Source organism: Pseudomonas sp. RW409 (genome assembly GCF_003184125.1).
In the GTDB taxonomy this organism is placed as follows: domain Bacteria; phylum Pseudomonadota; class Gammaproteobacteria; order Pseudomonadales; family Pseudomonadaceae; genus Aquipseudomonas; species Aquipseudomonas chlororaphis_I.
This window is the reverse complement of the sequence record NZ_QHHP01000021.1, coordinates 559,759-583,271: the sequence shown is the minus strand read 5'-3', so window position 1 is coordinate 583,271 and position 23,513 is coordinate 559,759. Positions and strand designations below refer to the sequence as shown.

Here is a 23,513-nt window from a genome sequence, read left to right as displayed (position 1 = left end):
GATGCACACCGGTCAGCTGGAAGGAATAAACAATCGCATAAAGGTCATCAAACGAATGGCGTACGGTTACCGGGATAGCGAATTCTTTTTCATGAAGATCAAGAGCGTCTTTCCCGGTATTCCGTGAAGAACCATAAAAAAGCCCCGCTGTTCAGTCGGGGCTTCGGGTTTTCAGCGCTCTGGCGTCTCAGGCAGTCAGGGCCTGACGGGTGCGCTCGATCACCGCTTGCAGCGGCTCGGCGCTGGAATACTGGTCGGGGTACAGGCGTTCGCTGTGACGAGCGATACCGTGTTCGTTGACCAGGGTGAAGCTGAAGCAGCCTTTGCGAGCGGCCATGATCAGGCAGTTCATTGGAGCAAAAGCGTTGGTGAGGGTGCGAATGGCATCCTGAGTCTGGATTTGAGTAGACATAGTTATTGGGTGTTCCTACAAATGACACGGTTAAGAACCGTGCAACGTTAAAACGTTCCAGTAACGCCGACCACCATTGGTCGAACGAAGAACCCGACTGGAACAAAGCAGCCAGTTGGAAGCGCTTTATCAAGTGCGCGCTAGGGCTGGCAGGTAGGTACTTAGGAGGGCAGGCAATCACAGCGGGGGTTAAGGTTCTGGGCCCCAGGTGAAGATCCTGATCAATTTGCAGGTTGGTTCGGTCAGAGTAAAAGGGCTTCGCGACATCCTTTGCAATGTGTTCAAAGGCGGTGTCGGCGAAAGCTTTACCTGGAAACCAGCGAGGTGGTCGATCCCGTGTAGTCGGTAGAAACTTCTCTTCAGGGAAGCTGAACCGGGGGACTTGTTCGACCAGAATTGACTTTCAGCTTGGTACTAACGCTGTGGATGATAACGGATTGATGTAGCTGGTGCAAGTGTGTTAGGTAAAATGGTTATGAGTATCGCAGGGCAGGCCGCGAATGAGCCGGGCCGGACTTTCACCGCAGTGGGGCAGAAAAGTTGTTACTGGAATCTTTGGTCTTCGATGTTGTTCTCCCGGGAACGGACGAAAAAGGTGCAGCGATATAACTGGATCGAGGGTACTTGTGCACAATAGTTGCGCGGGCTGTCACCGGCCTGTCACCTCACCTGCCGGGCCCTCCAATGCCTGCGATGAAAATTTAAGTCAATGAAAAACATCGGTTTTTTTTACTGGTGAAAAAATCGTCAGTTTGACTGCGGGCCCCGTCCCATGCGGCTTTCGGCGACTTGTAGGGCGGTTGTCCACTGAGTTATCCACAGCTTCTGTGGATTGTCCCAAGCGCTTGCTCTAGCACGGGCGTGCCGAGTTCTTTTCGACTTTACGCGTGCGAAAAAAGGAGTAGAGTGGCGCGCCTTCCGATCTGCCCTACAGTGCTTTATGAAGTTTCGCTCAGTGTCACCTTCTGTTACCTCTGCCTCTTCCAGTGTTACCGAGCCCAAGCGTTTTTCGTTACGCGTGGCCATGTGGCTGCTCGACAGCCCACGCCTGGGTGATAACCGGAACATCAAGCACTTTGCCGGGCGTTTGCTCAAGCAGCCTGCCCGGGAAGGGGTGGTGGCAGCACAGAGTCGTCTTGGCCAACTGATGTGCCGCGAATGCGGCAACGCCCGCGATCGGCGGATCGGCCACGATCTGCTGCGTCAGGCGGCACGGGCTGGCGATCGTCGCGCCCAGCAGGAGCTTGGCCAGATCGAAGACTGAGCTGTCCAAGCCTCGGTCCCTTGGTTAACCTTCAAGCTTTATTTCCCTGTCTGGAGTGGCTATGGCTATGGACTTGACCAGCGTACTGCTCGGTCTGGCAGGCGCGGCATTGCCCTTGGTGGCGCTCGCCTGGCAACTGCAACGCCGTCTGAGCTCCCGCCAAACCGAACTGTCCCTGCTGGAGGAGCGCCTGGCCACCGCACTGCTGGCGCAGGATGGCTTGAACGCCCAGCTGGATGCCTGCCGCGACGAGATCAGCGACCTGGGCCAGGCGAATGCCGTGAAGCAGGCCGATCTGGCGGCGGTGCGCCGGGAAGTCGAGTTGTTGCAGATCGAACGCGACAACGCCCGTGACGCGGCCCACGCCTGGAATCTTGAGCGGGCCAACAAGGAAGCCGAGTTGCGGCGCCTGGACGCCCAGGCCGCGTCATTGAATGCCGAGCTGCGCGAGCAGCAGGAAAGCCACCAGCAACGCCTGAGCGACCTGCAAGGCTCGCGGGACGAGCTGCGGGCACAGTTCGCCGAGCTGGCAGGCAAGATCTTCGATGAGCGCGAGCAGCGTTTTGCCGAGAACAGCCAGCAGCGTCTCGGACAATTGCTCGACCCGCTCAAGGAGCGCATCCAGTCCTTCGAGAAGCGGGTCGAAGAGAGTTATCAGGCCGAAGCGCGCGAGCGTTTTTCCCTCGGCAAGGAACTCGAACGCCTGCAACAGTTGAACCTTCGCTTGAGCGACGAGGCGACCAACCTGACGCGCGCGCTCAAGGGCCAGAAAACCCAGGGCAACTGGGGCGAGCTGATTCTGGAGCGGGTGCTGGAACATGCCGGCCTGGAGAAAGGCCGCGAGTACCAGACCCAGGTCAGCCTCAAAGGGCCCGACGGCGAGCGTTTCCAGCCCGACGTGCTGATCATGCTGCCCGGCGACAAGCAGGTAGTAGTGGACTCCAAGGTCAGCCTGACTGCCTACCAACAGTTTGTCGCGGCGGACGATGAGGTGATCGGCCAGGCGGCGCTGAAACAGCACGTGCTGTCCTTGCGCAATCACGTCAAAGGCCTGGCCGGCAAGGACTACAAGCGCCTGGAAGGCTTGCACAGCCTGGATTTCGTGCTGCTCTTCGTACCTATCGAGGCGGCCTTTTCCGCCGCCTTGCAGGCCGAGCCCAACCTGTTCCAGGAAGCCTTCGACCGCAACATCGTGATCGTCAGCCCGACCACGCTGCTGGCCACGCTGCGAGTGATCGACAGCCTGTGGAAGCAGGAGCGGCAGAGCCAGAACGCCCGGGAAATCGCCGAACGCGCCGGTTGGCTGTACGACAAGTTCGTGTTGTTCATTCAGGATCTGGATGAGGTCGGCAATCGTCTGCAGCAGCTGGACAAGGCCTACAGCGCCGCGCGCAACAAGCTGACCGAGGGGCGCGGCAACCTGGTCAGCCGTAGCGAGCAACTGCGCTTGCTCGGCGCGCGTGCGAGCAAGAGCCTGCCGGCGGACCTGCTGGAACGGGCGATGACCGATGCCGACGGTGCCCTGCTCGAACTGCCGGATTGAGCTGTAGCCGCTGCCGTAGGCTGCGATCGGCCCCGGAGGGGACGCGGCGCTTTCAATATCGCTGAAGGTCTTATCGCAGCCTGCGGCAGCGACTACAGGACTCTCAGAGCGGCAGATGCCGGCTCAACAGCGCCCGCAACGCCGCCGGCTTCACCGGCTTGGCCAGGTAGTCCAGCCCCGCGGCGTGTACCTCGGCGACCATCTCGGGGCGCCCGTCGGCGCTGATCACCACGCCAGGTACCGGATCCCCCAACTGGGTGCGCAGCCAGGCCATGACCTCGGTGCCGGTTTCGCCGTCGTCCAAGTGATAGTCCACCAGCGCCAGTTGCGGGCGCACGCCATCACTGAGCAGCGCGGCGCATTCTTCCCGGTTGCGCGCGGTCCAGACCTGGCAGCCCCAGCGGCTGAGCAGGCTGTTCATGCCGATCAGGATGCTGTCTTCATTGTCGACGCACAGCACCTGGGCGCCGGACAGCAGATGACCGTTGAGTTCGGCCACCTGTCTCGGTGCGCTGACGGCTGCCTTGGCCAGCGGCACGCTGACGCTGAAGACGCTGCCCTTGCCCGGCCAGGAGCGGACTTGCAAGCCGTGGCCGAGGACGCGGCACAAGCCATCGGCGATCGCCAGTCCGAGGCCCAGGCCTTTTTCGGCGCGGGTCTGGTGGCTGTCGAGGCGCTTGAACTCTTCGAAGATCACCTGCTGCTTGTCCAGCGGAATCCCCGGCCCGCGATCCCAGACCTCCAGGCACAGTTGGTTGCCGCGGCGGCGCACGCCCAAGAGCACAGGCCCCTTGGCGTAACGGAAGGCATTGGTCAGGAAGTTCTGCAGGACCCGGCGCAGAAGCTTGATGTCGCTGTCGACCCTGAGACGGCTGCCGCGCAGGCGGAACTTCAAGCCTTGCTCCTGGGCCAGGACCTTGAATTCGGCCCCCAGGGTATCGAACAGCTCGTTGAGCACGAACGGCTTGCACTCCGGATTGATCTTGCCGTTTTCCAGGCGGGAGATATCCAGCAGGTCGCTGATCAGGTCTTCGGCGGAGCGCAGGGAGCTGTCCAGGTGCTGGACCAATTGCTGCGCTTCGGCGGACAGGCCGTCGTTCTGGTGGGAGAGGGCGGCGGAGAACAGCCGGGCTGCGTTCAGCGGTTGCATCAGGTCGTGACTGACCGCCGCCAGGAAACGCGTCTTGGACTGGTTGGCGGCCTCGGCGGTGCCCTTGGCTTCGGTCAGCGCAGCGTTCAACTGCGAAAGCTCCTGAGTCCGTTCGGCAACCCGTTGTTCCAGGCCTTCGTTGGCTTCGGTGAGGGCCTGTTCGGCTTCGCGGAACGGGGTGATGTCGGTGAAGCTCATGACAAAGCCGCCGCCCGGCATCGGGTTGCCGATCAACTCGATCACCCGGCCATTGGGGAACAGCCGCTCGGAAGTGTGGGCGCGGCCCTGGCGCATCCAGTGCAGGCGGCGGGCGACATGCACTTCCGCCTCGCCCGGCCCGCACAGGCCGCGCTCGGCGTTGTGGCGGATGATGTCGGCGATCGGCCGGCCGACGCTGATCAGCCCGTCCGGGTAGTTGAACAGCTCCAGGTACCGGCGGTTCCAGGCCACCAGCCTGAGGGACTGGTCGACCACGCTGATGCCCTGGCTGATGTTCTCGATCGCGCCTTGCAGCAGGGCGCGGTTGAATTGCAGCACTTCCGAGGCTTCGTCGGCGATGCGCACCACGTCTTCGAGCTGCATCTCCCGCCCTTCGATGGCGGCCTTGACCACTGCGCGGGTGGACGAGGCGCCGAGGACACCGGCCAGCAGGCGTTCGGTGTGGGCGATCCATTCGCCGTCGGCATTCTGGTTGGGGTTGAAACCTTTGCCCTGGCGGTAGGCAAAGCGGATGAAGCTCTGGCGGGCCCGTTCTTCCCCGACAAAACGCGCGGCGAGCTTGAGCAGGTCGTCGATCTGCACCGACAGCATCGAGCGGGAGCTGGGGCGGCCGCTGATTTCCTGGCCGATGAAACGCCCGGCCTGCCAGTGTTCCGAAACCCGGGTGCGCGACAGCACCGAGACCCAGGCGAACAGGGTGAAGTTACCCGCTAGCGACAGCACCACGCCCTGGGTCAAGGGCGTGATCGGCAGGTTCAGCGGGTTGCCGTGCAGCCAGGCCAGGCCCGGGAAGCTGCTCAGCGACCAGCCCAGGCTGTGGGCGGCGATCGGCAGGATCAGGGTGTAGAACCACAGGAAGGTGCCGGCCGCTAATCCGGCGAACACGCCGCGGCGGTTGGCCTGCTTCCAGTACAGCGCGCCGAGCATGGCCGGGGCCAGTTGGGTCACGGCGGCGAAGGCGATCTGGCCGATGGTCGCCAGGCTCGCGGTGGAGCCCAGCAGACGGTAGCTGACATAGGCCAGCAGCAGGATGACCACGATGCTGACCCGGCGCACCGAGAGCATCCAGTGGCGGAACACTTCGAAGGGGCGCTCGGCGCTCTGCCGGCGCAGCAACCAGGGCAGCAGCATATCGTTGGAGACCATGGTCGACAGCGCCACGCTGGCGACGATCACCATGCCGGTGGCGGCCGACGCACCGCCAATGAAGGCCAGCACGGCCAGGGCCGGATGGGCTTGGGCCAGGGGCAGGCTGATGACGAAGGAATCCGGCAGGACCGAGCTGGGCAGCAGCATCTGCCCGGCCAGGGCGATCGGCACCACGAACAGCGCGGCCAGGGCCAGGTAGGCGGGAAACACCCACTTGGCCAGGCGCAGGTCCTGGGGCTCGATGTTCTCCACCACGGTGACGTGGAACTGCCGCGGCAGGCAGATGATCGCCATCATGGCGACGCCGGTCTGCACCACCATCGACGGCCAGTTGATGGTTTCCTGCCAGTACTGCTCCAGGCGCGGGGCGAGCATGGCCTGGCTGAACAGGTCGTCGAAACCGTCGTACAGGCCATAGGTGACAAAGGCGCCGACCGCGAGAAAGGCCAGCAGCTTGACCAGGGATTCGAAGGCAATCGCCAGCACCATGCCGCGGTGGTGCTCGGTGGCGTCGAGGTTGCGGGTACCGAAGACAATGGTGAACAGCGCCAGGATCAACGACACGATCAGCGCCGTGTCTTGGGCGCGGGTGCCCATGGTGTCGGCGCCGGCGCCGATCAGCAGGTCCACGCCAAGCACGATGCCCTTGAGCTGCAGGGCGATGTAGGGCAGCACGCCAACCAGGCAGATCAGCGCCACCACCACCGCCAGCGACTGGGATTTGCCGTAGCGCGCGGCAATGAAGTCGGCGATGGAGGTGATGTTTTCCTGCTTGCTGATCATCACCATCTTTTGCAGGACCCAGGGCGCGAGCACCAGCAGCAGGATCGGCCCCAGGTAGATCGGCAAGAACGACCAGAGTTGCTCGGCGGCCTGGCCGACGGCACCGAAGAAGGTCCAGCTGGTGCAATACACCGCCAGCGACAGGCTGTACACCCAGGCACGCACCCGCGGCGGCAAGGGCGCGCTGCGACGGTCACCGTAAAAGGCGATGGCGAACATGATGGCCATATAGGCCAGGGCGACAATGGCGATCAGCCCGCTGGACAACGACATGGAAACTCCGAACATAAAGGCGCGCCGGGCGCTTCAGCCCGGTCAGACAGTCTCGCACGATGTTCGGGGTTCGTCAGTGTCGACCAAGGTATTGGCGCGGCCAGGTGTCGCAGGGGGAAGTGCGAGCAATCTCGCTTCTGCAAAGGGTGATGAACCCGACAGGAGCGAGCTTGCCCGCGCTGGCGGCCTCAAGGCCGCAGCGCGATGTCGATCAGTTCATGCAACTCCTGCACGTCAAGCGGTTCCGCGGCGAACAGGATGCGGAACACCGTCGGCGCCACCGTCATGTTCAGTAGTCGATCGAGGCTGGGCAGAGCTGCTTCGCTGTGCCGGTGGCGATCGAGGATGATCTGCAATTGCCCGCTGAGAATGCTCACGCAATAGCCGGGCGTGGCGCTGCATTGCACATCGCGCATCATGTTGCGCCCGGGCTCGGAACTCATTTCGTCGAGGTACTGTTCGGCCCAGGCCAACAGGTCGCCGCGCAGGCTGCCGGTGGCGGCCGGTTCGCTGTCCGGGCGCATGCGCGCCAGGGCGACATCCGCCAGCAGCGTCGACAGGTCGCCCCAGCGGCGGTAGATGGTCGAGGGTGTCACGCCGGCGCGGGCGGCGATTTGCGGCACGGTCAGGGTCGAGCGCTCCTGTTCTTCGAGGAGTTCCCTGACTGCCGAGTGGATGGATTCCTGTACCCGGGCACTGCGCCCGCCCGGGCGTAAACCTTCTTTAATAGCCATGGATCGAACCTTAACACAAAGAATTTGCTTTAAGAGCGAGGCGGTAGCACACTCCGCAAAAGCAAAATATTAGCTTTAATGGAGTGTGCCCATGTCCAGTCCTGTCGACTCTTCACTGTCAAACCGTTCCAGACTGCTGTTTCTGGCGATCACCTTACTCAGTTTTCTCGCCGCTTCCAGCGTGCCGACACCGATGTACCACCTGTATCAGGAGGTGCTGCAATTCTCCTCGGCGACCCTGACCCTGATCTTCGGCGTCTACGCCTTGAGCCTGTTGGCGGCGCTGCTGACCGTGGGTTCGCTTTCGGATTATCTGGGACGCAAGCCGGTGATCTTCGTGGCGCTGCTGCTGGACATACTGGCGATGCTGCTATTTATCCAGGCCGACAGCGTAGCCTGGCTGATTGCTGCCCGGGTGATGCAGGGCTTCGCCACCGGCATGGCCACCAGCGTGCTGGGGGCGGCGCTGCTGGATACCGACCGGCAGCAGGGGCCGCTGGTCAACAGCGTGGCGCCCTTGCTGGGCATGGCCTGCGGGGCGATGGGCAGCGGTTTGCTGGTGGAATACGCACCGTTGCCGCTGCAACTGGCCTACTGGTTGCTGCTGGTGCTGTTTGTCGCCCAGGCGCTTTACGTCTGGCGCCTGCCGGAGACAGTCAGTGCCCAGCCCGGTGTCTGGGCCTCCCTGCGGCCGACCCTGCATGTACCGCCCCAGGCGCGGCGGGCGCTGTGGCTGGCGTTACCGGTGGACGTGGCGGTGTGGGCCGTGGGCGGGTTCTTTCTGTCGTTGGCGCCATCGCTGGTGCGCACCGCGACGGGCTCGACCTCGAACCTGATCGGTGGCGGCCTGGTGGCGGTGCTGACCCTGAGCGGTGCCCTGATGATTGTTTCCCTGCGTCATCGTCCGGCGGACAAGGTACTGCGGCTGGGCGCGAGCCTGCTGGCCGTCGGCATCGGCCTGATCCTGATTGCCGTGCACACCGCCAGCCTGCCGCTGTTCTTTCTCGGCACCCTGGTCACGGGCGGTGGTTTTGGTTCCGGGTTCCTCGGCGCCCTGCGCAGTGTGATGCCCCTGGCCTTGCCCCATGAGCGGGCGGGGTTGATGTCGGCGTTTTATGTCCTGAGTTATCTGGCGTTCTGCCTGCCGTCCCTGCTGGCGGGAAACCTGACGCGCAGTTTTGGCCTGATCGCGACCACCGATGGTTATGGTGCGGTATTGATCCTGCTGTCCCTGGCCGCTTTGCTGGGGCTGCTGCGCCAGCGCACCGCCAAGACCTGCGTCGTGCCAGAAAGTTGAGCGCGTTGGTGGCTGATCCGGGCGCCGGCTTGGGTTAGCCTGCGCATCTGGCGCGCGAGGTGCACGCATCAGCCTTGGGGGCGACGGGCATTCATGAAGATCATTCGCAGTAAAACCTTCACTGGGGAGCGGGCCTGGGCGGCGTTGGATATCGCCAACATGAACGGCATCACCACGCGCCTGCATTGGACCGACCAGCCTTATAAGTGGCACACCAACGACGGGCAGGAAGTGTTTGTCGTGCTCGATGGCCAGGTGCGCATGCACTATCGGGAAAACGGCCTGGAACAGTCGGTGCTGCTGGAGGTGGGCGATATCTTCTACGCCGATGTCGGCACCGAGCATGTGGCTCTTCCACAAGGTGCAGCGCGGGTATTGGTGGTGGAAACCGCGGGCAGTGTCTGACTCTTATATTTGCAAAATAGATAACAGATAGAGAAATTACCCGTTATATAGATATTCGATCCGGTTCTATCATGGGCTCCACCTCATCGGAGGACAGGAGATCGCACCATGACATGCCCCAACACCCTCAGAACCGGACGGCCCTTGAGCCAGCTGCAGCATCCTCGCGAAGCCATTCGCCAATTCACCCCCAACTGGTTCGCCGCGACCATGGGCACCGGCGTACTGGCCCTGGCGCTGGCCCAGTTGCCGCTGCGGATCCCGGGCCTGCACCTGCTGGCCGAGGGGCTGTGGCTGTTCACCATCGTACTGTTCGTGCTGTTCAGCGCGGCCTATGCGGCACGCTGGATAATGTTCTTCGACGAAGCCCGGCGGATTTTCGGGCATTCCACGGTCTCGATGTTCTTCGGCACTATCCCCATGGGCCTGGCCACCATCATCAACGGTTTCCTGCTGTTCGGCGTCCCACGCTGGGGCGACGGTGTGGTGCAACTGGCCGAGCTGCTGTGGTGGCTGGACGTAGCACTGTCGCTGGCTTGCGGGGTGCTGATTCCCTACATGATGTTCACCCGCCAGGAGCACCGTATCGACCAGATGACCGCGGTCTGGCTGTTGCCGGTGGTCGCGGCCGAAGTCGCCGCCGCCAGTGGCGGGCTGCTGGCGCCGCACCTGGTGGACGCGCATTCGCAACTGGTGATGCTGGTGACCAGCTATGTGCTCTGGGCCTTCTCGCTGCCGGTGGCGTTCAGCATCCTGACCATTCTCCTGCTGCGCATGGCCCTGCATAAGTTGCCGCACGAAAGCATGGCCGCCTCGAGCTGGCTGGCCCTGGGGCCGATCGGCACGGGGGCCCTGGGCATGTTGCTGCTGGGCGCGGACGCTCCGGCGATCTTTGCTGCCAACGGCATGGCCGGAATGGGCGAAATCGCCGAGGGCCTGGGGCTGGTGGCCGGTATCACCCTGTGGGGTTTCGGCCTGTGGTGGATGCTGACGGCGCTGCTGATCACCTTGCGTTACCTGCGCGACGGCATTCCGTTCAACCTCGGCTGGTGGGGGTTCACCTTCCCGCTGGGGGTCTATGCCCTGACCACCCTGAAACTGGCCGCTACCCTGAACCTGACGTTTTTTGCGGTGTTCGGCAGCCTGTTGGTCCTGGCGCTGGCACTGATGTGGCTGCTGGTGGGCAAGCGCACGCTGCAGGGCGCTTATCGGGGTGAGCTGTTCGTTTCGCCTTGCATCGCAGGATTAGCGAAATAATCCGCGAACTTTAGGTAAGGTTGTGGCCTGGATCGAAGATCGATAATCCAATAACAGCATCCAAGCCACTCAGGGACATGGAAGATGAGTCACCCCTCACAGTTCACCTTGCTTCGTACGCGGCGTTTCCTGCCGTTCTTCATTACCCAATCCCTCGGTGCGTTCAACGACAACATCTTCAAGCAGTCGCTGATCCTCGCCATTCTCTACAAGCTGGCCATCGAGGGTGACCGCTCGATCTGGGTCAACCTCTGCGCCTTGCTGTTTATCCTGCCGTTCTTCCTGTTCTCGGCGCTGGCCGGGCAATTCGGCGAGAAGTTCGCCAAGGACGCGTTGATCCGCCTGATCAAGCTCGGCGAGATCGTGATCATGGCAGTGGGGGCGGTGGGGTTTGTCTTCGATCATCTGTCGCTGATGCTGCTGGCGCTGTTCGCCATGGGCACCCACTCGGCGCTGTTCGGCCCGGTGAAATATTCGATCCTGCCGCAGGCGCTGCGGGAGGAAGAATTGGTCGGCGGCAACGGCCTGGTGGAAATGGGCACCTTCCTGGCGATTCTCGCCGGGACCATTGGCGCGGGGATCATGATGTCCTCCGCCCATTACGCCCCCATCGTCTCGACGGCGATCATTGCCGTCGCCGTACTCGGTTATCTCGCCAGCCGGGGCATTCCCCGGGCCGCGGCGGCCACTCCGGACCTGCGCCTGGACTGGAACATCTTCAGCCAGTCCTGGGCCACCTTGCGCCTGGGCCTGGGGCAGACTGCGGCGGTGTCGCGCTCGATCGTCGGCAACTCGTGGTTCTGGTTTGTCGGGGCGATCTACCTGACGCAGATTCCGGCCTACGCCAAGGAGTGGATGCACGGGGACGAAACGGTGGTCACGCTGATCCTCACCGTGTTCTCGGTGGGGATCGCTGTCGGTTCCATGCTGTGCGAGAAGCTCTCGGGTCGTAAGGTCGAGATCGGCCTGGTGCCCTTTGGCTCGTTCGGCCTGACGGTGTTTGGCCTGCTGCTGTGGTGGCATTCCGGCGGGATTCCGGTCAGCGAGGCGGGTTACGGCTGGATCGAAGTGCTCGGTTATAGCCACGCCTGGTGGGTGCTGATCGATATTCTCGGCCTGGGCATCTTCGGCGGTTTCTACATCGTGCCGCTGTACGCCCTGATTCAGTCGCGGACCCCGGAGCACGAGCGGGCGCGGGTGATTGCCGCGAACAACATTCTCAACGCGCTGTTCATGGTGGTGTCGGCGATCGTCTCGATCGTGTTGCTGAGCCTGGCCAAGCTGTCGATCCCGCAGTTGTTCCTGGTGGTGTCGCTGCTGAACATCGCGGTCAACGCCTACATCTTCAAGATCGTCCCCGAGTTCAGCATGCGTTTCATGATCTGGCTGCTCAGCCATTCCATGTACCGGGTCGAGCATCGCAACCTGGAGGCGATCCCGGACGAAGGCGCGGCGTTGCTGGTGTGCAATCATGTGTCCTTCGTCGATGCCTTGCTGATCGGCGGCGCGGTGCGGCGGCCGATTCGTTTCGTGATGTATTACAAGATCTACAACCTGCCGGTGCTCAACTTCATCTTCCGTACCGCCGGGACCATTCCGATTGCCGGGCGCAACGAGGACATCCAGATCTACGAAAGGGCGTTCACCCAAATTGCCCGTTACCTCAAGGATGGCGAGCTGGTGTGCATCTTCCCGGAAGGCAAGCTGACCGCCGATGGCGAAATCAATGAGTTCAAGGGCGGGCTGACGCGGATTCTCGAAGAGACACCGGTACCGGTGATTCCGCTGGCGTTGCGGGGGCTGTGGGGCAGCTTTTTCAGCCGCGATCCTAGCAAGGGGCTGTTCCGCCGCCTGTGGTCGCGAGTGACCCTGGTGGCGGGTTCGGCCGTGACAGCCGACAGTGCCGAGCCGGCCCGTTTGCAAACCCTGGTGGGCGAGCTGCGCGGTAACGTGCGCTAGGTTTCCAGCGCCTATAAAAACGCCCACAGAGTGGTGGGCGTTTTTGTTGGGGCGCTTGCTGGTATCAGGCCGTGCTGACCTTCAAGCCGATCAGCCCGGTAATGATCAGTGCCACGCTGGCCAGGCGGAACAGCGCCATGGACTCACCGAACAGAATGATCCCGGCGATCACCGTGCCGACTGCGCCGACCCCGGTCCAGATGGCATAGGCAGTGCCCAGCGGCAGCTCCTTCATGGCCAGCCCCAGCAGGCCGAGGCTGACCGCCATGGCGACGATGGTCAGGGCAGTGGGGAGAGGGCGACTGAAACCGTCGGTGTACTTGAGGCCGACGGCCCAGCCCACTTCGAACAGGCCGGCGAAAAACAGAATGATCCAGGACATGATGACCTCCATCGATTGACGGGGTCGTCCCCAGATTAATGACTCGATCGAGCCGCGGGGTCGTCCCCGCGTTGCGCAGTATAGTGCCCATCATTAATCCGGGGATCAAGTTTCTCCTCAGTCGCTCGCCTGCTGGGCGGCCAGTGTGCGGTCGTCCTTTTCGCTCATGCGGCGGAACCAGGTGGAAAGCAGCGCCCCGGAAATGTTGTGCCAGACGCTGAACAGGGCGCTCGGCACCGCCGCCAGCGGCGAAAAATGCGCGCTGGCCAGGGCGGCGCCAAGGCCGGAGTTCTGCATGCCGACTTCCAGGGCCAGGGATTTGCGTTGCGCCAACGGCAGCTTGAACAGGCGGCCGGTGAAGTAGCCCAGCAGGTAACCGAAGCTGTTATGCAGCATCACTACGGCCATGATCAGCAGGCCGGACTCGGCGATTTTCGCCTGGCTGGCGGCCACCACCGCGGTGACGATGATCACGATGCTGACCACCGACACCAGCGGCAATACTTCCACCGCATGCCGCACCCGGTCGCCGAGCACGCGCTGGGCAATCACCCCGAGCACGATCGGCAGCAGCACCACCTGCAGGATCGACCAGAACAGCTCCATGAACGAAACCGGCAGCCAGGCCGAGGCCAGCAGCCAGATCAGGGCCGGCGTCAGCAGCGGCGCCAGCAGGGTGGTGACAGCGGCGATCGCCACTGACAGCGCCAGGTCGCCGCGGGCCAGCCAGGTCATGACATTGGACGAAGTACCGCTCGGGCAGCAGCCGACCAGGATCACGCCGACGGCGATCTCCGGCGGCAGGTGGAAGATCTGGCATAGCAACCAGGCCATGCCCGGCATGATCACGAAATGCGCGACCACGCCCAGGGCCACGCGCCATGGATGGCGGGCGACTTCGGCGAAGTCTTCGAGCTTCAGGGTCAGGCCCATGCCGAACATCACCAGGCCCAGCAGCGGCACGATGGCGCCCTTGAGGCCGATGAACCAGCCCGGTTGCAAGAACGCCACCACCGCGAAAATCAGTACCCAGTAGGCAAAGGTATTGCCGACAAAACGACTTAATGCTGCCAGTGCACGCATGGCCTGTTCCTTCTTATATGAAAACGCCACCGAAAGCGGTGGCGTCTGTGAGGCTCCTGCAGGAGCGAGCGGGCTGGCGATAAGGCCGGAGGCTGCCGGTCGCCAGCCCGCTGGCTGCTACAAGGGGGTGTCAGATGCCTTGTGGAATCTCTTCGCCACCCAGGGCTTCGAACAGCGCCGGGAGGAAATCGCCGAAGGTCAGCATCATCAGGGTGAAGCTGGCGTCCAGTTGGCCGAGGGCTTCGTCGCCGCCGTCCTGTTCCGCCTGGTCCTGCAGCAGGTCTTCGAACTTCAGGCGCTTGACCGTCATCTTGTCGTCGAGCATGAAGGACAGCTTGTCCTGCCAGGCCAGGGACAATTGGGTGACCACCTTGCCAGTGCTCAGGTGCAGCTGGATTTCTTCGCTGGTCAGGTCCTGGCGCTTGCAACGGACTATGCCGCCGTCTTCGTGGGTGTCGCGCAGTTCGCACTCATCGAGGACGAAGAAGTCGTCGGCGGCTTGTTGGGTTTTCACCCAGTCGGTCATGATCGCAGTCGGCGCGGTCTTCACGGTCAGCGGACGCACTGGCAGGGTGCCGAGCACTTCGCGCAGGGTGGAGAGCAGGTCTTCGGCGCGTTTCGGGCTGGCCGAGTTGACCAGGATCAGGCCCTGCTTCGGCGCGATGGCGGCGAAAGTCGAGGAGCGACGGATAAAGGCGCGTGGCAGGAAGGCCTGGATGATTTCATCCTTGATCTGGTCGCGTTCCTTTTTATAGACCTTGCGCATTTGCTCGGCCTCGATCTCTTCGACCTTTTCCTTGACCGCGTCGCGCACCACGCTGCCAGGCAGAATACGTTCTTCCTTGCGCGCGGCGACCAGCAGGAAGTCCTGGCTGACGTGCACCAGCGGCGCATCTTCGCCTTTGCCGAATGGCGCGACGAAACCGTAAGTGGTCAACTCCTGGCTTGCACATGGACGCGCCAGTTTGGTGGCCAGTGCGGTTTCCAGCGCCTCAGCATCAAAGGGCAGATCTTGGGTCAGGCGATAGATAAGCAGGTTCTTGAACCACATGGGGTGAATCTCTCCTTTATACAAAGGGGGGCATTATTCTCCGCGCAGCTCCATAGGCCAACCCTCCGCTAAGCCTTTGGAAGGCCTGAAAAAATTATTTTAAAAAGTGCTTGCCAGAGTAGGGGACGCTCCGTAGAATGCGCGCCACACCGAACGTGAAGGGTGATTAGCTCAGCCGGGAGAGCATCTGCCTTACAAGCAGAGGGTCGGCGGTTCGATCCCGTCATCACCCACCATTCGCTTTCAGTGTTACGCGCAGCGGTAGTTCAGTCGGTTAGAATACCGGCCTGTCACGCCGGGGGTCGCGGGTTCGAGTCCCGTCCGCTGCGCCATATTCGATGATCTGGAACACTGAACGCCAGGTCATCACAGAAAGCCCGCTAACGCGGGCTTTTTTGTGCCTGTGTTTCATGCGCGGCGCCCGATACATCGAAATTCAGCTTTTTTTGATAATTTTGTTATTTAAATCAGCACGTTATGAATTTCTGTGTAATAATGCGCCCCGCAACGAAGGTAAAGGGTGATTAGCTCAGCTGGGAGAGCATCTGCCTTACAAGCAGAGGGTCGGCGGTTCGATCCCGTCATCACCCACCACTTGCTTTCAACGCTACGCGCAGCGGTAGTTCAGTCGGTTAGAATACCGGCCTGTCACGCCGGGGGTCGCGGGTTCGAGTCCCGTCCGCTGCGCCATATTCGATGAGTTGGAACACTGAACGCCAGCTCATTACAGAAAGCCCGCTAACGCGGGCTTTTTGCTGTCTGGGGTATGCAAATACTCCCCAAAAAAGCGGCCTGCGGGCCGCTTTTTTCGTTTGTGGCTCACTGCTCGGCGTTGCGGCTGTGCCGGTAGTCGCTGACCGCTTCGTACACCGCCTTGCGCAGGCGGTTGATGCCGCCGATAGGGCGGTGCGCCTCCAGGCCGAACCAGGGGTTGAAGGACAGGTTGTCGCATTGCAGGTTCTGCTGCGGGGTATCGAAGTCCTGGGCGGGAATCCTGATCCGTGCCACGGTTTCGAAGGGCGCATCGCTTTCTCGCCATTCGATGCTGGTGTCTTCGATGGGCATGTAGTGGCTCGGGTCCTGGCGTTGCACCTGCAATACGAAGCAGGCCGGCACCCGGTCGGTCGACAGCTGCTGGTTCAGGGCGTTGCGCAGAAAGTTGGGCAGGGCCTGGTTCTGTGGGGGCAGGTTGTACGCCGGGCAGCTGTCCGGATCCGGTGCGACGCGGAACTTGGCGTTGGCACTGCCGAACTTGTAGGGCGAAACCGAAAAATAGCGGGTTTGCGTCGGGCTGGCCGGGGGCGGCGACAGGGTGGCCAAGGCGATGAACAGATGACGAACCTGCCAGGTGCGTGGGTCCCAGCCGGGGAAAAAGGCCCCGACCTTTTTTCCGTCCGCCTGCGCGGCGACATTCTGCCGATACTCGGCGACATCGCTGACGAAGAAGTTCGGATGGTTGAACATCACGAAATCCTGCTCGCCACGGCCCTGTTGCTCCTTCAATAGCTGGGTGCCGGGCACATTCAACAATTTGATCGCCATCCCGCGCGCATCACGAATGCTGTCGAACTGTGGATAAGCATTGCCGTTGGACAGCCGTACCATGGCTTGCCAGGTCTTGCCGGGTTCGGCGAACACGCCCTGGCGCAACGGCGGCGTCAGTTGCTCGAGCACCTGGACCTCGGCCTTTACGCAGCCGTGGGCCTTGGCGTGGGCGTCGCGCAGGTAACGGGTGTTATCCCGGTGCTGATCGACGATGCGCACGGCGGTCTGGATGATGTCCTGGGTCATGGCGGCTTCGCCGGGCGGGACCTGTTCTTCGGTCGAGACCGGCCCATGGTAGCGCCAGATCGACCAGGCGCTGCTCAGCGCCCAGCCGAGCAACGCGATCAGCACCAGCAGCACAAGTGTCTTGAGCAGCAGCGCACCGATGCGCAGCCATAAGGTGATCAGCATGAAAGCATCCTTTCGATGAGGGCCAGGGTCATGGCAGCTGCGCCTCCAGCGCCCCGCCCAGCACTTTCAGGTATTCCAGCAGCGCCCAGCGTTCCTCGGGTTGCAGCAAGCGGCCGATCACCCCGTCGCCACGCTTGCCCGAGCGGAACTCATGTCCACCGTTGTGGTTGCCACTGATCCGCGTATCGAACAGGAAGCCGTTCTTGAACGGCTCGGTGCGGTAGCCCAGGTGCTTTGGATCGTATTCGAAGGTGCCTTTATAGAAGGTGCTGGCGCGTTCGGCCTGAGGCGAGAGCAACTGGTACAGGCTGGGCACCGAACCGTTATGCAGGAAGGGCGGGGTGGCCCATACCCCAGCCAGCGGCCGGGCCTTGTAGGCACGCAGTTCGCGGACACCGATCGGCAGGCCGTAGCCGTCGAGTCGCGGGCGTTCGGCCGGGGTCACCTGGGCGTCCCGATAGGCGCGTTCCTCGACGAAGGCCGTGACATAGGCCAGGCCCTTGGCCACGGACAGCTGACGCATGTCCAGCGGTTCGCCGGGCGTTGGGTGCAGCTCGACATTCGACTGGGCCAGCTCGGCGGCATCCCATTGCAGCGCGCTCAGGTCATAGCGCTGGTCGGCAATATTGTTGGCGGTATTGGGGTCGGTACCGATCACCGCAACCGGCAACATCTTCAGCTGCTGCACCGGGCGCCCGTTGACCTCGGTGACCGGCGGGACATGGCAACCCGCGCAGTTTTCCGCGAACAGTGCTCGCCCCTTGGCCGCCAGCGGCTTGTCGATGCTGCCGAACAGGCCTTCCGGCCAGGTCGGCGGTTTCAGCCGTTGCAGGGTTTCTTCGATGCGATTGAGGTCGCGCACCCGAACGCTCGACGGGTAGCGGGCATCGCCCTTGAGCGGCTGACCCTGGGCATCGAAGAAATTCAGGGTGGCGCCGACGCCCAGCGCCTCGCCGATATTGCGGGCCATGGGTTGCTGGGCCGAGCCGTTCCACTGCACCCAGTCGAAGCTCCAGATGTCCCACAGCTGGGGGTAATCCACCGGCGCGTTGGACACCCGATAGTTGTCCGGGGAGATGGCGTCGCCGAAGCTGGCGTTGGCGATCCGGCCAAAGGCATCGGTACGCCCGGGGCCTTCTTCGGTGGGGTAGAGGCCACGATGCGTGTCGTTCCAGGCGACGCGCAGGAAGGTGTCCAGCGATGCCTTGAAGTCCTTGCGCAGCTGTTCATGCTCGGCGTCGTAATTCTGGCCCAGCACGTTGCGGGCGAACCGCTCGAATTTCCACGGGTTGTAATAGGTCGACGCCAGGCTGGCGACCAGCGCCTGGCCGAAGCTGCCGCCGCGCAAGGTCGGCACGCTGGAGGGCAGTACATGCTGCGCCGAGCCGCCGTCGATCCGCAGGGCCTGCTGGTTGTAGCGCAGCTCGCCGGTGTGGCAGGCGGCGCAGGTGATGTCCAGGTGCTGTTGCGGGCTGCCAGGGTTCTGATGACGGGTGAAGCCGACCGGCAGGTTCGCCGGGTTATCGGCGCTGGCCCGCTGCGCCGGATCCACCAGGAAGCCGAAGCGGGCCAGGTACTGCGGGGCGGCGAAGCGTTGCGTGGAGAAGGGCAGTTCCAGGGCGGCGAACCACTCATAGCGCAAGCCTTTCACCTGAGTGCCCTGGGGCGTGAAGTAATAGGTCTGGCGGTCGGCGGCGCTCCATTGATCCTGATAATGCACCTGCCGGGCGGGCACATAGTCGGGCAATTTCGGATTGGCCACGTAATACAGGACCACGGCCAGGGCGACGCCGATCAGGGCGAGGATCAGCAGCAAAACACGGGATAAGAGGCGCAAGATAAACATCCTTGTCGAGTTGTGGCTCTCTTATGCCTCAGGGCAAACTGCCGGGCAAGTGGCCATTACGTCCGGTGTCATGACTTTGTGTTCGAGGCGTTCTTTCCCGCACTCGTAGTATTGGCTGGCGAAATGCTTTTAAACACGTGAACTTATCGGACTAATCCGGCTCTCATGCCGGTAGCCATTGGTCGTGGCCGCCTGATAAGCTCGCGGCTTTACTCGAATGCCCTTTAGGCGCATGAACAAGGAAATAGCATGAAACAGCATCGGTTAGCGGCGGCGGTAGCCCTGGTTAGCCTGGTACTCGCGGGTTGTGACTCGCAGACCAGCGTGGAGCTGAAAACCCCGGCGCAGAAAGCTTCCTATGGTATCGGCCTGAACATGGGTAAAAGCCTTGCCCAGGAAGGTATGGATGACCTGGATTCCAAAGCGGTAGCCCAGGGCATCGAAGATGCCATCGGCAAGAAAGAACAGAAGCTGAAAGACGACGAACTGGTCGAAGCCTTCGCCGCACTGCAAAAGCGTGCTGAAGAGCGCATGGCCAAGATCAGCGAAGAGTCGGCAGCAGCCGGCAAGAAATTCCTCGAAGAAAACGGCAAGAAGGCTGGCGTGACCACTACCGCCTCGGGCCTGCAGTACGAAGTGCTGAAGAAGGCCGATGGCGCCCAGCCTAAGCCGACTGACGTGGTGACCGTTCACTACACCGGCACCCTGACCAACGGCACTGTGTTCGACAGCTCGGTCGAGCGCGGCAGCCCGATCGATCTGCCGGTCAGCGGCGTGATTCCGGGCTGGGTCGAAGGCCTGCAACTGATGCACGTCGGCGAGAAGTACAAACTGTACATCCCGAGCGATCTGGCCTACGGCGCACAGAGCCCGAGCCCGGCCATTCCGGCCAACTCGGTGCTGGTGTTCGAGCTGGAACTGCTGGGTATCAAGGATCCAGCGAAACAAGACGACGCCAAGTAATCTTCGTCTGGTTCAATGACAACGCCCCGTCCTTACGGGGCGTTGTCGTATCTGGTCGTTGGTCCGGGAAAAAATGCGAACCCACGGCATAAGGCATAGTCTTAACAAGACGCGCTGCGGCTAGCCGCATGAAGCTGCCAAGTCAATGAAATTATGGGTTTTTTTATGTGAGTAAAAAACGCCCGATCTGAGCCGAGCCCTTGTAAAACGGGGCTTTCAGCTGTGAAAAGCGGCTCTGTTCACAAGGTTATCCACAATTTGTGTGGATAACATTTCAGTGGGAGTGACGATGAAAGCACCCTGGAATTTCGCCCGCTTCCTGCCCCTGGCCGGCCGCTTGCTCAGCCGTGGCCGGCTGCCGACCCTGTTGTTCGCCGTGGCCAGCAAAGGCGCCTTGCAAGGCGGCCGTCTCGGCAAGCTCAAGGACGATCTGCGCCTGCTGCAGGCCCTGTGCCTGGCTTACTGGCGTGGCGAGTACCGCGCCATCAGCCCCAAGGCGCTGCTGTCGGTGGTCGCGGGCCTGATGTACTTCCTCAGTCCGCTGGATGCCATCCCGGACTTCCTGCCCATGTTCGGCATGCTCGATGATATCGCTGTGCTGGCCTGGATCATGAAAACCCTGGACGGCGAACTCAGCGCCTTCCGCGCCTGGCGCAATCGCCAGCAACCGGAGAAGCTGGCGGTGGTGGAGCGTTTGCCCGACACCCCGGAACAACTGCAATTGGAAGGTCCGAAGAAAAACTGAGGTGAATTCGGATCCATACAACGATGCCCCCGCGACCTTAGTGACTGTTAGGATTACACTTCATAAGGAAAAGTCCGACTCGTTATGTGTCGTCCTACGGGGTAGTAATGGATATTCAGATAATTGCACGCGATGGCGAGCCCGAGTATGCGGTGCTGCCATGGGCTCAGTATCAGGCTTTGCTAAAGGCCGCAGGTATCACCGATCAATCTCCGCGAGAGGCCAGGGGACCTGTCGCGACCGCAGCCGACCAGCCACTTCCGGGTCTGGATCAACTCCGCAGTTTGCGTGAAACCAAGGGCATCGCCATCGAGGCGCTTGCCCGTACGGTAGGTATCAGTCCGTCATATCTGGCCATGATTGAAAGCGGTGAGCGTCAACCGGACGCCGCTATACGCCGTAGCCTGGCCTGGGAATTGACGGTTCCGGGTTGGAGGGATGAATCGTGAGCGTAAGGATCAGTCGTCAACATTGGGATGGCCTGTTGGGGGAACTCGACCAGGCCCGTCGGCAACGCCATCTTTTGACCTATCGCGCTCTGCTTGAGCGCTTGCAGCTACCCAGCCCCGCCATGCAGACCCTGACAGCGGCCCTCGAGCATCTGGCCGCGCTGGATGCGCGTGCGGAGCAGCCGTTGCGCAGTTCGCTGGTGATCAGCCAGGGGGCGAGCCGTTTGCCGCGCACCGGTTTTTTCGAGTGTGTGGAGCGCCTCGGGCGTTTTTCCGGGCCTTCCGACGGGGTGGCGGCCGCCTCATGGCATGCCTCGGAAGTGGTGCGTGTATTCGAGTACGAATACCCTGAGTCGGCGGAGGCCTGAGTGTACTGGCGCCTCAAGGCGCGGGCCGGCTACTGGCTGGCCCGCCGGTTGTTTCATTGGCCCTGGTTTGTGCGTCAACCCCGGGGCTGGCACTGGCTGGAGGGGCAACTGGCGCGCATGGCGAACCTGGGGGACGTCGGCGCGCAGAGCTTTTATGGCCATATCCTGACCTTTCGTGGCCAGGGCCTGGGGGCCCGTGAAGAAGGCATACGCCTGTTGCGTCTTGCCGGCTTGGCCGGGGACGCCAAGGCGGCCTATCAGATGGGCGTCATCAGCCTGGCCGGTTCACCCAGCAAGGCGGCGGATGCGGCAGAAGCGGCCCGTTGGTGGACCCTGGCGGCGAAGGCCGGGCACCCCTTGGCCGAGGTCAAGCTGGCGCAGCTGAATCCGTCGAGTACGCCGGATCCGCTAGCCGGTCCGCGCCAGCCGTAAAGCCGCCGGCCACCTGGCGGCTGTCGATCACATGAATGCTGTAGCCCGGCACGTTCTTGGCGTGGTGCTTGGCTTGCGAGGCCAGTTCGGCCAGCTGGCTGGCATCGAGTTTTCCACAGGCCTGTGGATACAGATGCACCACGCCAATGGACAGTGACAGCAAGGCGAACTCCTGGCGAATGCCCTGGCGGTTCGGGGCGATGAAACAGCCGGCTTCCAGGTGTTCGCTGCGATAGAAGCGCCGGCACTGGCTGTGGAAATCGTCCAGCAGCTGGTTCAGGCGCTTTTGCCAGTCCTCGGGGCCCAATACCAGGAGAAAGTCGTCGCCGCCGATATGGCCGACGAAATCGCGGCTGGGGTCCACCCGGTCATTCAGGCACTGCGCCAGACACAGCAGCACTTCATCGCCACGGCCGTAGCCATAGATATCGTTGAAGGGCTTGAAGCTGTCGATATCCACGTAACAGATCAGTGATTCCCGCCCTTGTTGCAGCAGGTGGGTCAGGCACTGCTGGATCGGCACGTTGCCAGGCAGCAGGGTCAACGGGTTGGCATAACGCGCCTGCTGGATCTTCAGTTCGGTTATCAGCTTGAGCACATCGATCACCCGTCCCAGGCCCAGGTAGCCGCCGTTGAGGGTGATGATGAAATCCTCCTCGATCCGTTGCCGCGCGCGGCTGGTGATCAGGCGGCTGACCTGTTGCAGCGACTGGCTGAGCTCCACCGCGAGGAAGTCGTCGTTCATCAGGCGGCTGATGGGCTTGCGGGCAAACAGGTCGGTGGCGAAGGGCTTGAGCAGGGCGTCGGACAACGAATGGCGGTGCACGATGCCGCAGGGCTGGCCCTGTTCATCGAGCACCGCCAGCGAATTGAGGTTGGCCTGGCGGCGGAAGGCTTCCAGCACCGTGGCCGTCGGTATGTCGCGTGCTACCGCTGGTTGTTCGTTGAGCAGGGCACTGAGGTCGCTGCCTTCGTCGTTGAGCGTCGCGGGAGTGCTTTCGCGCTTGGGCAGCAGGTTGCGGCCATCGCGGGGCGGGTGCTCCTGGGGGCGGCAGAGCAGGTAACCCTGCAGCAGGTCCACGCCCATTTCCGTGAGCACCGCCAGCTCTTCCGCCACTTCGATGCCCTCGGCGATCACCTGGGCGCGGGAGGCCTTGGCAATTTGCAGGATCGAACCGACGAACTCGCGCTTGAGGGCATCCTGGTGAATGCCGTCGATAAAGTGCCGGTCGATCTTCACGTAGTCCGGGCGCAGCTCGGACCACAGGCGCAGGCTCGAATAACCGGCGCCGAGGTCGTCCAGCGCGATCGAGAACCCCATGTCCCGATAGTGATGCAGCGCATCGTGCAGCAGCTGGAAGTCATCGATCGGCGTCTGTTCGGTGAGTTCGATCACCACCTGGCTCGGCGGGATACCGAAGTCCTGCAGCAATTGCAGGGTGCGCCCTGGCTGGTGGGCGGCTTCCAGCAGCGATTCCGGAGAGACGTTGAGAAACAGCTTGCCGGGCAACCGCTGCTCGCTGAAGCCCTTGCAGGCGCTCTGGCGGCAGGCGATTTCCAACTCGCTGAGGCGTCCGACCTGGCGGGCCACGGCAAACAGGGCGACAGGGGAGTGCAGCGGGCTGTTGGACGGGCCGCGGGTCAAGGCTTCGTAGCCGAGAATGCGCCGCTCGGAGAGACAGATGATCGGCTGGAACAGACTGTGCAAACCGCTTTGAGCCAGGATTGAGCTCAAGGCACTCAGCTGTTCGGTCGTGGTCATGGCGATCTCTGTCGATAAAAAAAGGACCGGG

The 23,513-nt window shown here is 62.4% G+C and carries 21 protein-coding genes and 4 tRNA genes; 16 read left to right on the top strand and 9 right to left on the bottom strand.

Annotation, left to right across the window (positions count from 1 at the left end; genetic code table 11):
- Positions 1–127 (top strand): transposase (locus tag DK261_RS11440; protein ID WP_146218527.1); only part of this gene is annotated, 127 nt, incomplete at its 5' end.
- Between the two features lie 60 nt (positions 128–187).
- On the opposite strand, the gene DK261_RS11435 is transcribed toward DK261_RS11440, so the two are convergent.
- Positions 188–412: a hypothetical protein gene (locus DK261_RS11435; protein ID WP_007927809.1), complete on the bottom strand. Its 225-nt coding sequence runs from the start codon at positions 410–412 to the stop codon at positions 188–190.
- 940 nt (positions 413–1,352) lie between these two features.
- Between DK261_RS11435 and DK261_RS11425 the strand changes: the two genes are divergently transcribed.
- Positions 1,353–1,676: a hypothetical protein gene (locus tag DK261_RS11425; RefSeq protein WP_028681973.1), complete on the top strand. Its 324-nt coding sequence runs from the start codon at positions 1,353–1,355 to the stop codon at positions 1,674–1,676.
- 175 nt (positions 1,677–1,851) lie between these two features.
- Positions 1,852–3,219, top strand: a complete 1,368-nt coding sequence (rmuC, locus tag DK261_RS11420) for a DNA recombination protein RmuC (RefSeq protein ID WP_162096439.1) — start codon at positions 1,852–1,854, stop codon at positions 3,217–3,219.
- A gap of 103 nt (positions 3,220–3,322) precedes the next feature.
- On the opposite strand, the gene DK261_RS11415 is transcribed toward rmuC, so the two are convergent.
- Complete coding sequence (locus tag DK261_RS11415; RefSeq protein ID WP_101283165.1) at positions 3,323–6,793, bottom strand: PAS domain-containing hybrid sensor histidine kinase/response regulator; 3,471 nt, start codon at positions 6,791–6,793, stop codon at positions 3,323–3,325.
- Between the two features lie 188 nt (positions 6,794–6,981).
- Positions 6,982–7,527 (bottom strand): TetR/AcrR family transcriptional regulator, encoded by a 546-nt coding sequence (locus DK261_RS11410; RefSeq protein ID WP_016704413.1) that lies wholly within the window; start codon positions 7,525–7,527, stop codon positions 6,982–6,984.
- Positions 7,528–7,618: 91 nt separating this feature from the next.
- Here DK261_RS11410 and DK261_RS11405 point away from each other — a divergent pair, with 91 nt between their 5' ends.
- From DK261_RS11405 to DK261_RS11390, 4 genes are all read left to right on the top strand, one after another.
- Positions 7,619–8,824, top strand: a complete 1,206-nt coding sequence (locus tag DK261_RS11405) for an MFS transporter (RefSeq protein WP_016704412.1) — start codon at positions 7,619–7,621, stop codon at positions 8,822–8,824.
- Positions 8,825–8,917: 93 nt separating this feature from the next.
- Positions 8,918–9,229: a cupin domain-containing protein gene (locus DK261_RS11400; protein ID WP_016704411.1), complete on the top strand. Its 312-nt coding sequence runs from the start codon at positions 8,918–8,920 to the stop codon at positions 9,227–9,229.
- Between the two features lie 108 nt (positions 9,230–9,337).
- The gene (locus DK261_RS11395; protein ID WP_009050241.1) at positions 9,338–10,486 is read left to right on the top strand and encodes a TDT family transporter; all 1,149 of its coding nucleotides are present in this window, start codon (positions 9,338–9,340) and stop codon (positions 10,484–10,486) included.
- A gap of 84 nt (positions 10,487–10,570) precedes the next feature.
- Positions 10,571–12,445, top strand: a complete 1,875-nt coding sequence (locus DK261_RS11390) for an MFS transporter (protein ID WP_009050240.1) — start codon at positions 10,571–10,573, stop codon at positions 12,443–12,445.
- A gap of 64 nt (positions 12,446–12,509) precedes the next feature.
- Here the strand turns inward: DK261_RS11390 and sugE are convergent, their stop codons facing one another.
- From sugE to rdgC, 3 genes are all read right to left on the bottom strand, one after another.
- Positions 12,510–12,827 carry a quaternary ammonium compound efflux SMR transporter SugE gene (gene sugE, locus DK261_RS11385; protein ID WP_110175712.1) on the bottom strand — a complete coding sequence of 106 codons (318 nt, stop codon included), beginning with the start codon at positions 12,825–12,827 and terminating at the stop codon, positions 12,510–12,512.
- 117 nt (positions 12,828–12,944) lie between these two features.
- Positions 12,945–13,910 (bottom strand): bile acid:sodium symporter family protein, encoded by a 966-nt coding sequence (locus DK261_RS11380; RefSeq protein ID WP_101283161.1) that lies wholly within the window; start codon positions 13,908–13,910, stop codon positions 12,945–12,947.
- Positions 13,911–14,040: 130 nt separating this feature from the next.
- Positions 14,041–14,961 carry a recombination-associated protein RdgC gene (rdgC, locus tag DK261_RS11375; protein ID WP_009045083.1) on the bottom strand — a complete coding sequence of 307 codons (921 nt, stop codon included), beginning with the start codon at positions 14,959–14,961 and terminating at the stop codon, positions 14,041–14,043.
- Positions 14,962–15,121: 160 nt separating this feature from the next.
- Between rdgC and DK261_RS11370 the strand changes: the two genes are divergently transcribed.
- The 4 genes from DK261_RS11370 (at position 15,122) to DK261_RS11355 (ending at position 15,651) form a co-directional block, all read left to right on the top strand.
- Positions 15,122–15,197 (top strand) — tRNA-Val (locus DK261_RS11370).
- A gap of 19 nt (positions 15,198–15,216) precedes the next feature.
- Positions 15,217–15,293: transfer RNA gene (locus DK261_RS11365), tRNA-Asp, on the top strand.
- Positions 15,294–15,479: 186 nt separating this feature from the next.
- Positions 15,480–15,555: transfer RNA gene (locus DK261_RS11360), tRNA-Val, on the top strand.
- A gap of 19 nt (positions 15,556–15,574) precedes the next feature.
- Positions 15,575–15,651 (top strand) — tRNA-Asp (locus DK261_RS11355).
- A gap of 129 nt (positions 15,652–15,780) precedes the next feature.
- Here DK261_RS11355 and DK261_RS11350 read toward each other — a convergent pair.
- Both DK261_RS11350 and DK261_RS11345 read right to left on the bottom strand, forming a co-directional pair.
- The gene (locus DK261_RS11350; RefSeq protein WP_110175711.1) at positions 15,781–16,917 is read right to left on the bottom strand and encodes a catalase family protein; all 1,137 of its coding nucleotides are present in this window, start codon (positions 16,915–16,917) and stop codon (positions 15,781–15,783) included.
- Between the two features lie 28 nt (positions 16,918–16,945).
- Positions 16,946–18,754 carry a di-heme-cytochrome C peroxidase gene (locus DK261_RS11345; protein WP_110175710.1) on the bottom strand — a complete coding sequence of 603 codons (1,809 nt, stop codon included), beginning with the start codon at positions 18,752–18,754 and terminating at the stop codon, positions 16,946–16,948.
- A 258-nt stretch (positions 18,755–19,012) separates the two neighbouring features.
- On the opposite strand from DK261_RS11345, the gene DK261_RS11340 reads away from it, so the two are divergent.
- From DK261_RS11340 to DK261_RS11320, 5 genes are all read left to right on the top strand, one after another.
- A complete protein-coding gene (locus tag DK261_RS11340; RefSeq protein WP_007927823.1) occupies positions 19,013–19,726 on the top strand; it encodes an FKBP-type peptidyl-prolyl cis-trans isomerase in 714 nt (237 codons plus the stop codon).
- A 289-nt stretch (positions 19,727–20,015) separates the two neighbouring features.
- Complete coding sequence (locus DK261_RS11335) at positions 20,016–20,471, top strand: YkvA family protein (RefSeq protein WP_007927824.1); 456 nt, start codon at positions 20,016–20,018, stop codon at positions 20,469–20,471.
- Positions 20,472–20,578: 107 nt separating this feature from the next.
- Positions 20,579–20,920: a helix-turn-helix domain-containing protein gene (locus DK261_RS11330; protein WP_028683112.1), complete on the top strand. Its 342-nt coding sequence runs from the start codon at positions 20,579–20,581 to the stop codon at positions 20,918–20,920.
- The gene (locus DK261_RS11325) at positions 20,917–21,288 is read left to right on the top strand and encodes a hypothetical protein (RefSeq protein WP_003179080.1); all 372 of its coding nucleotides are present in this window, start codon (positions 20,917–20,919) and stop codon (positions 21,286–21,288) included. Before DK261_RS11330 ends, DK261_RS11325 begins: the two co-directional genes overlap by 4 nt.
- Positions 21,289–21,720, top strand: coding sequence for a hypothetical protein (locus tag DK261_RS11320; RefSeq protein WP_038634234.1), 432 nt, complete (start codon positions 21,289–21,291; stop codon positions 21,718–21,720). It abuts the gene before it with no gap.
- Here DK261_RS11320 and DK261_RS11315 read toward each other — a convergent pair.
- A complete protein-coding gene (locus DK261_RS11315; RefSeq protein WP_110175709.1) occupies positions 21,656–23,482 on the bottom strand; it encodes a bifunctional diguanylate cyclase/phosphodiesterase in 1,827 nt (608 codons plus the stop codon). The two genes, DK261_RS11320 and DK261_RS11315, sit on opposite strands and share 65 nt — an antisense overlap.
- Positions 23,483–23,513 lie beyond the last annotated feature (31 nt).

Coding starts and splice junctions, on each gene's coding strand:
- DK261_RS11435 (WP_007927809.1), bottom strand. CDS start 412: ATGTCTACTCAAATCCAGACTCAGGATGCCATTCGCACCCTCACCAAC.
- DK261_RS11425 (WP_028681973.1), top strand. CDS start 1,353: ATGAAGTTTCGCTCAGTGTCACCTTCTGTTACCTCTGCCTCTTCCAGT.
- DK261_RS11415 (WP_101283165.1), bottom strand. CDS start 6,793: ATGTCGTTGTCCAGCGGGCTGATCGCCATTGTCGCCCTGGCCTATATG.
- DK261_RS11410 (WP_016704413.1), bottom strand. CDS start 7,527: ATGGCTATTAAAGAAGGTTTACGCCCGGGCGGGCGCAGTGCCCGGGTA.
- DK261_RS11405 (WP_016704412.1), top strand. CDS start 7,619: ATGTCCAGTCCTGTCGACTCTTCACTGTCAAACCGTTCCAGACTGCTG.
- DK261_RS11400 (WP_016704411.1), top strand. CDS start 8,918: ATGAAGATCATTCGCAGTAAAACCTTCACTGGGGAGCGGGCCTGGGCG.
- DK261_RS11395 (WP_009050241.1), top strand. CDS start 9,338: ATGACATGCCCCAACACCCTCAGAACCGGACGGCCCTTGAGCCAGCTG.
- DK261_RS11390 (WP_009050240.1), top strand. CDS start 10,571: ATGAGTCACCCCTCACAGTTCACCTTGCTTCGTACGCGGCGTTTCCTG.
- sugE (WP_110175712.1), bottom strand. CDS start 12,827: ATGTCCTGGATCATTCTGTTTTTCGCCGGCCTGTTCGAAGTGGGCTGG.
- DK261_RS11380 (WP_101283161.1), bottom strand. CDS start 13,910: ATGCGTGCACTGGCAGCATTAAGTCGTTTTGTCGGCAATACCTTTGCC.
- rdgC (WP_009045083.1), bottom strand. CDS start 14,961: ATGTGGTTCAAGAACCTGCTTATCTATCGCCTGACCCAAGATCTGCCC.
- DK261_RS11350 (WP_110175711.1), bottom strand. CDS start 16,917: ATGCTGATCACCTTATGGCTGCGCATCGGTGCGCTGCTGCTCAAGACA.
- DK261_RS11340 (WP_007927823.1), top strand. CDS start 19,013: ATGAAACAGCATCGGTTAGCGGCGGCGGTAGCCCTGGTTAGCCTGGTA.
- DK261_RS11335 (WP_007927824.1), top strand. CDS start 20,016: ATGAAAGCACCCTGGAATTTCGCCCGCTTCCTGCCCCTGGCCGGCCGC.
- DK261_RS11330 (WP_028683112.1), top strand. CDS start 20,579: ATGGATATTCAGATAATTGCACGCGATGGCGAGCCCGAGTATGCGGTG.
- DK261_RS11315 (WP_110175709.1), bottom strand. CDS start 23,482: ATGACCACGACCGAACAGCTGAGTGCCTTGAGCTCAATCCTGGCTCAA.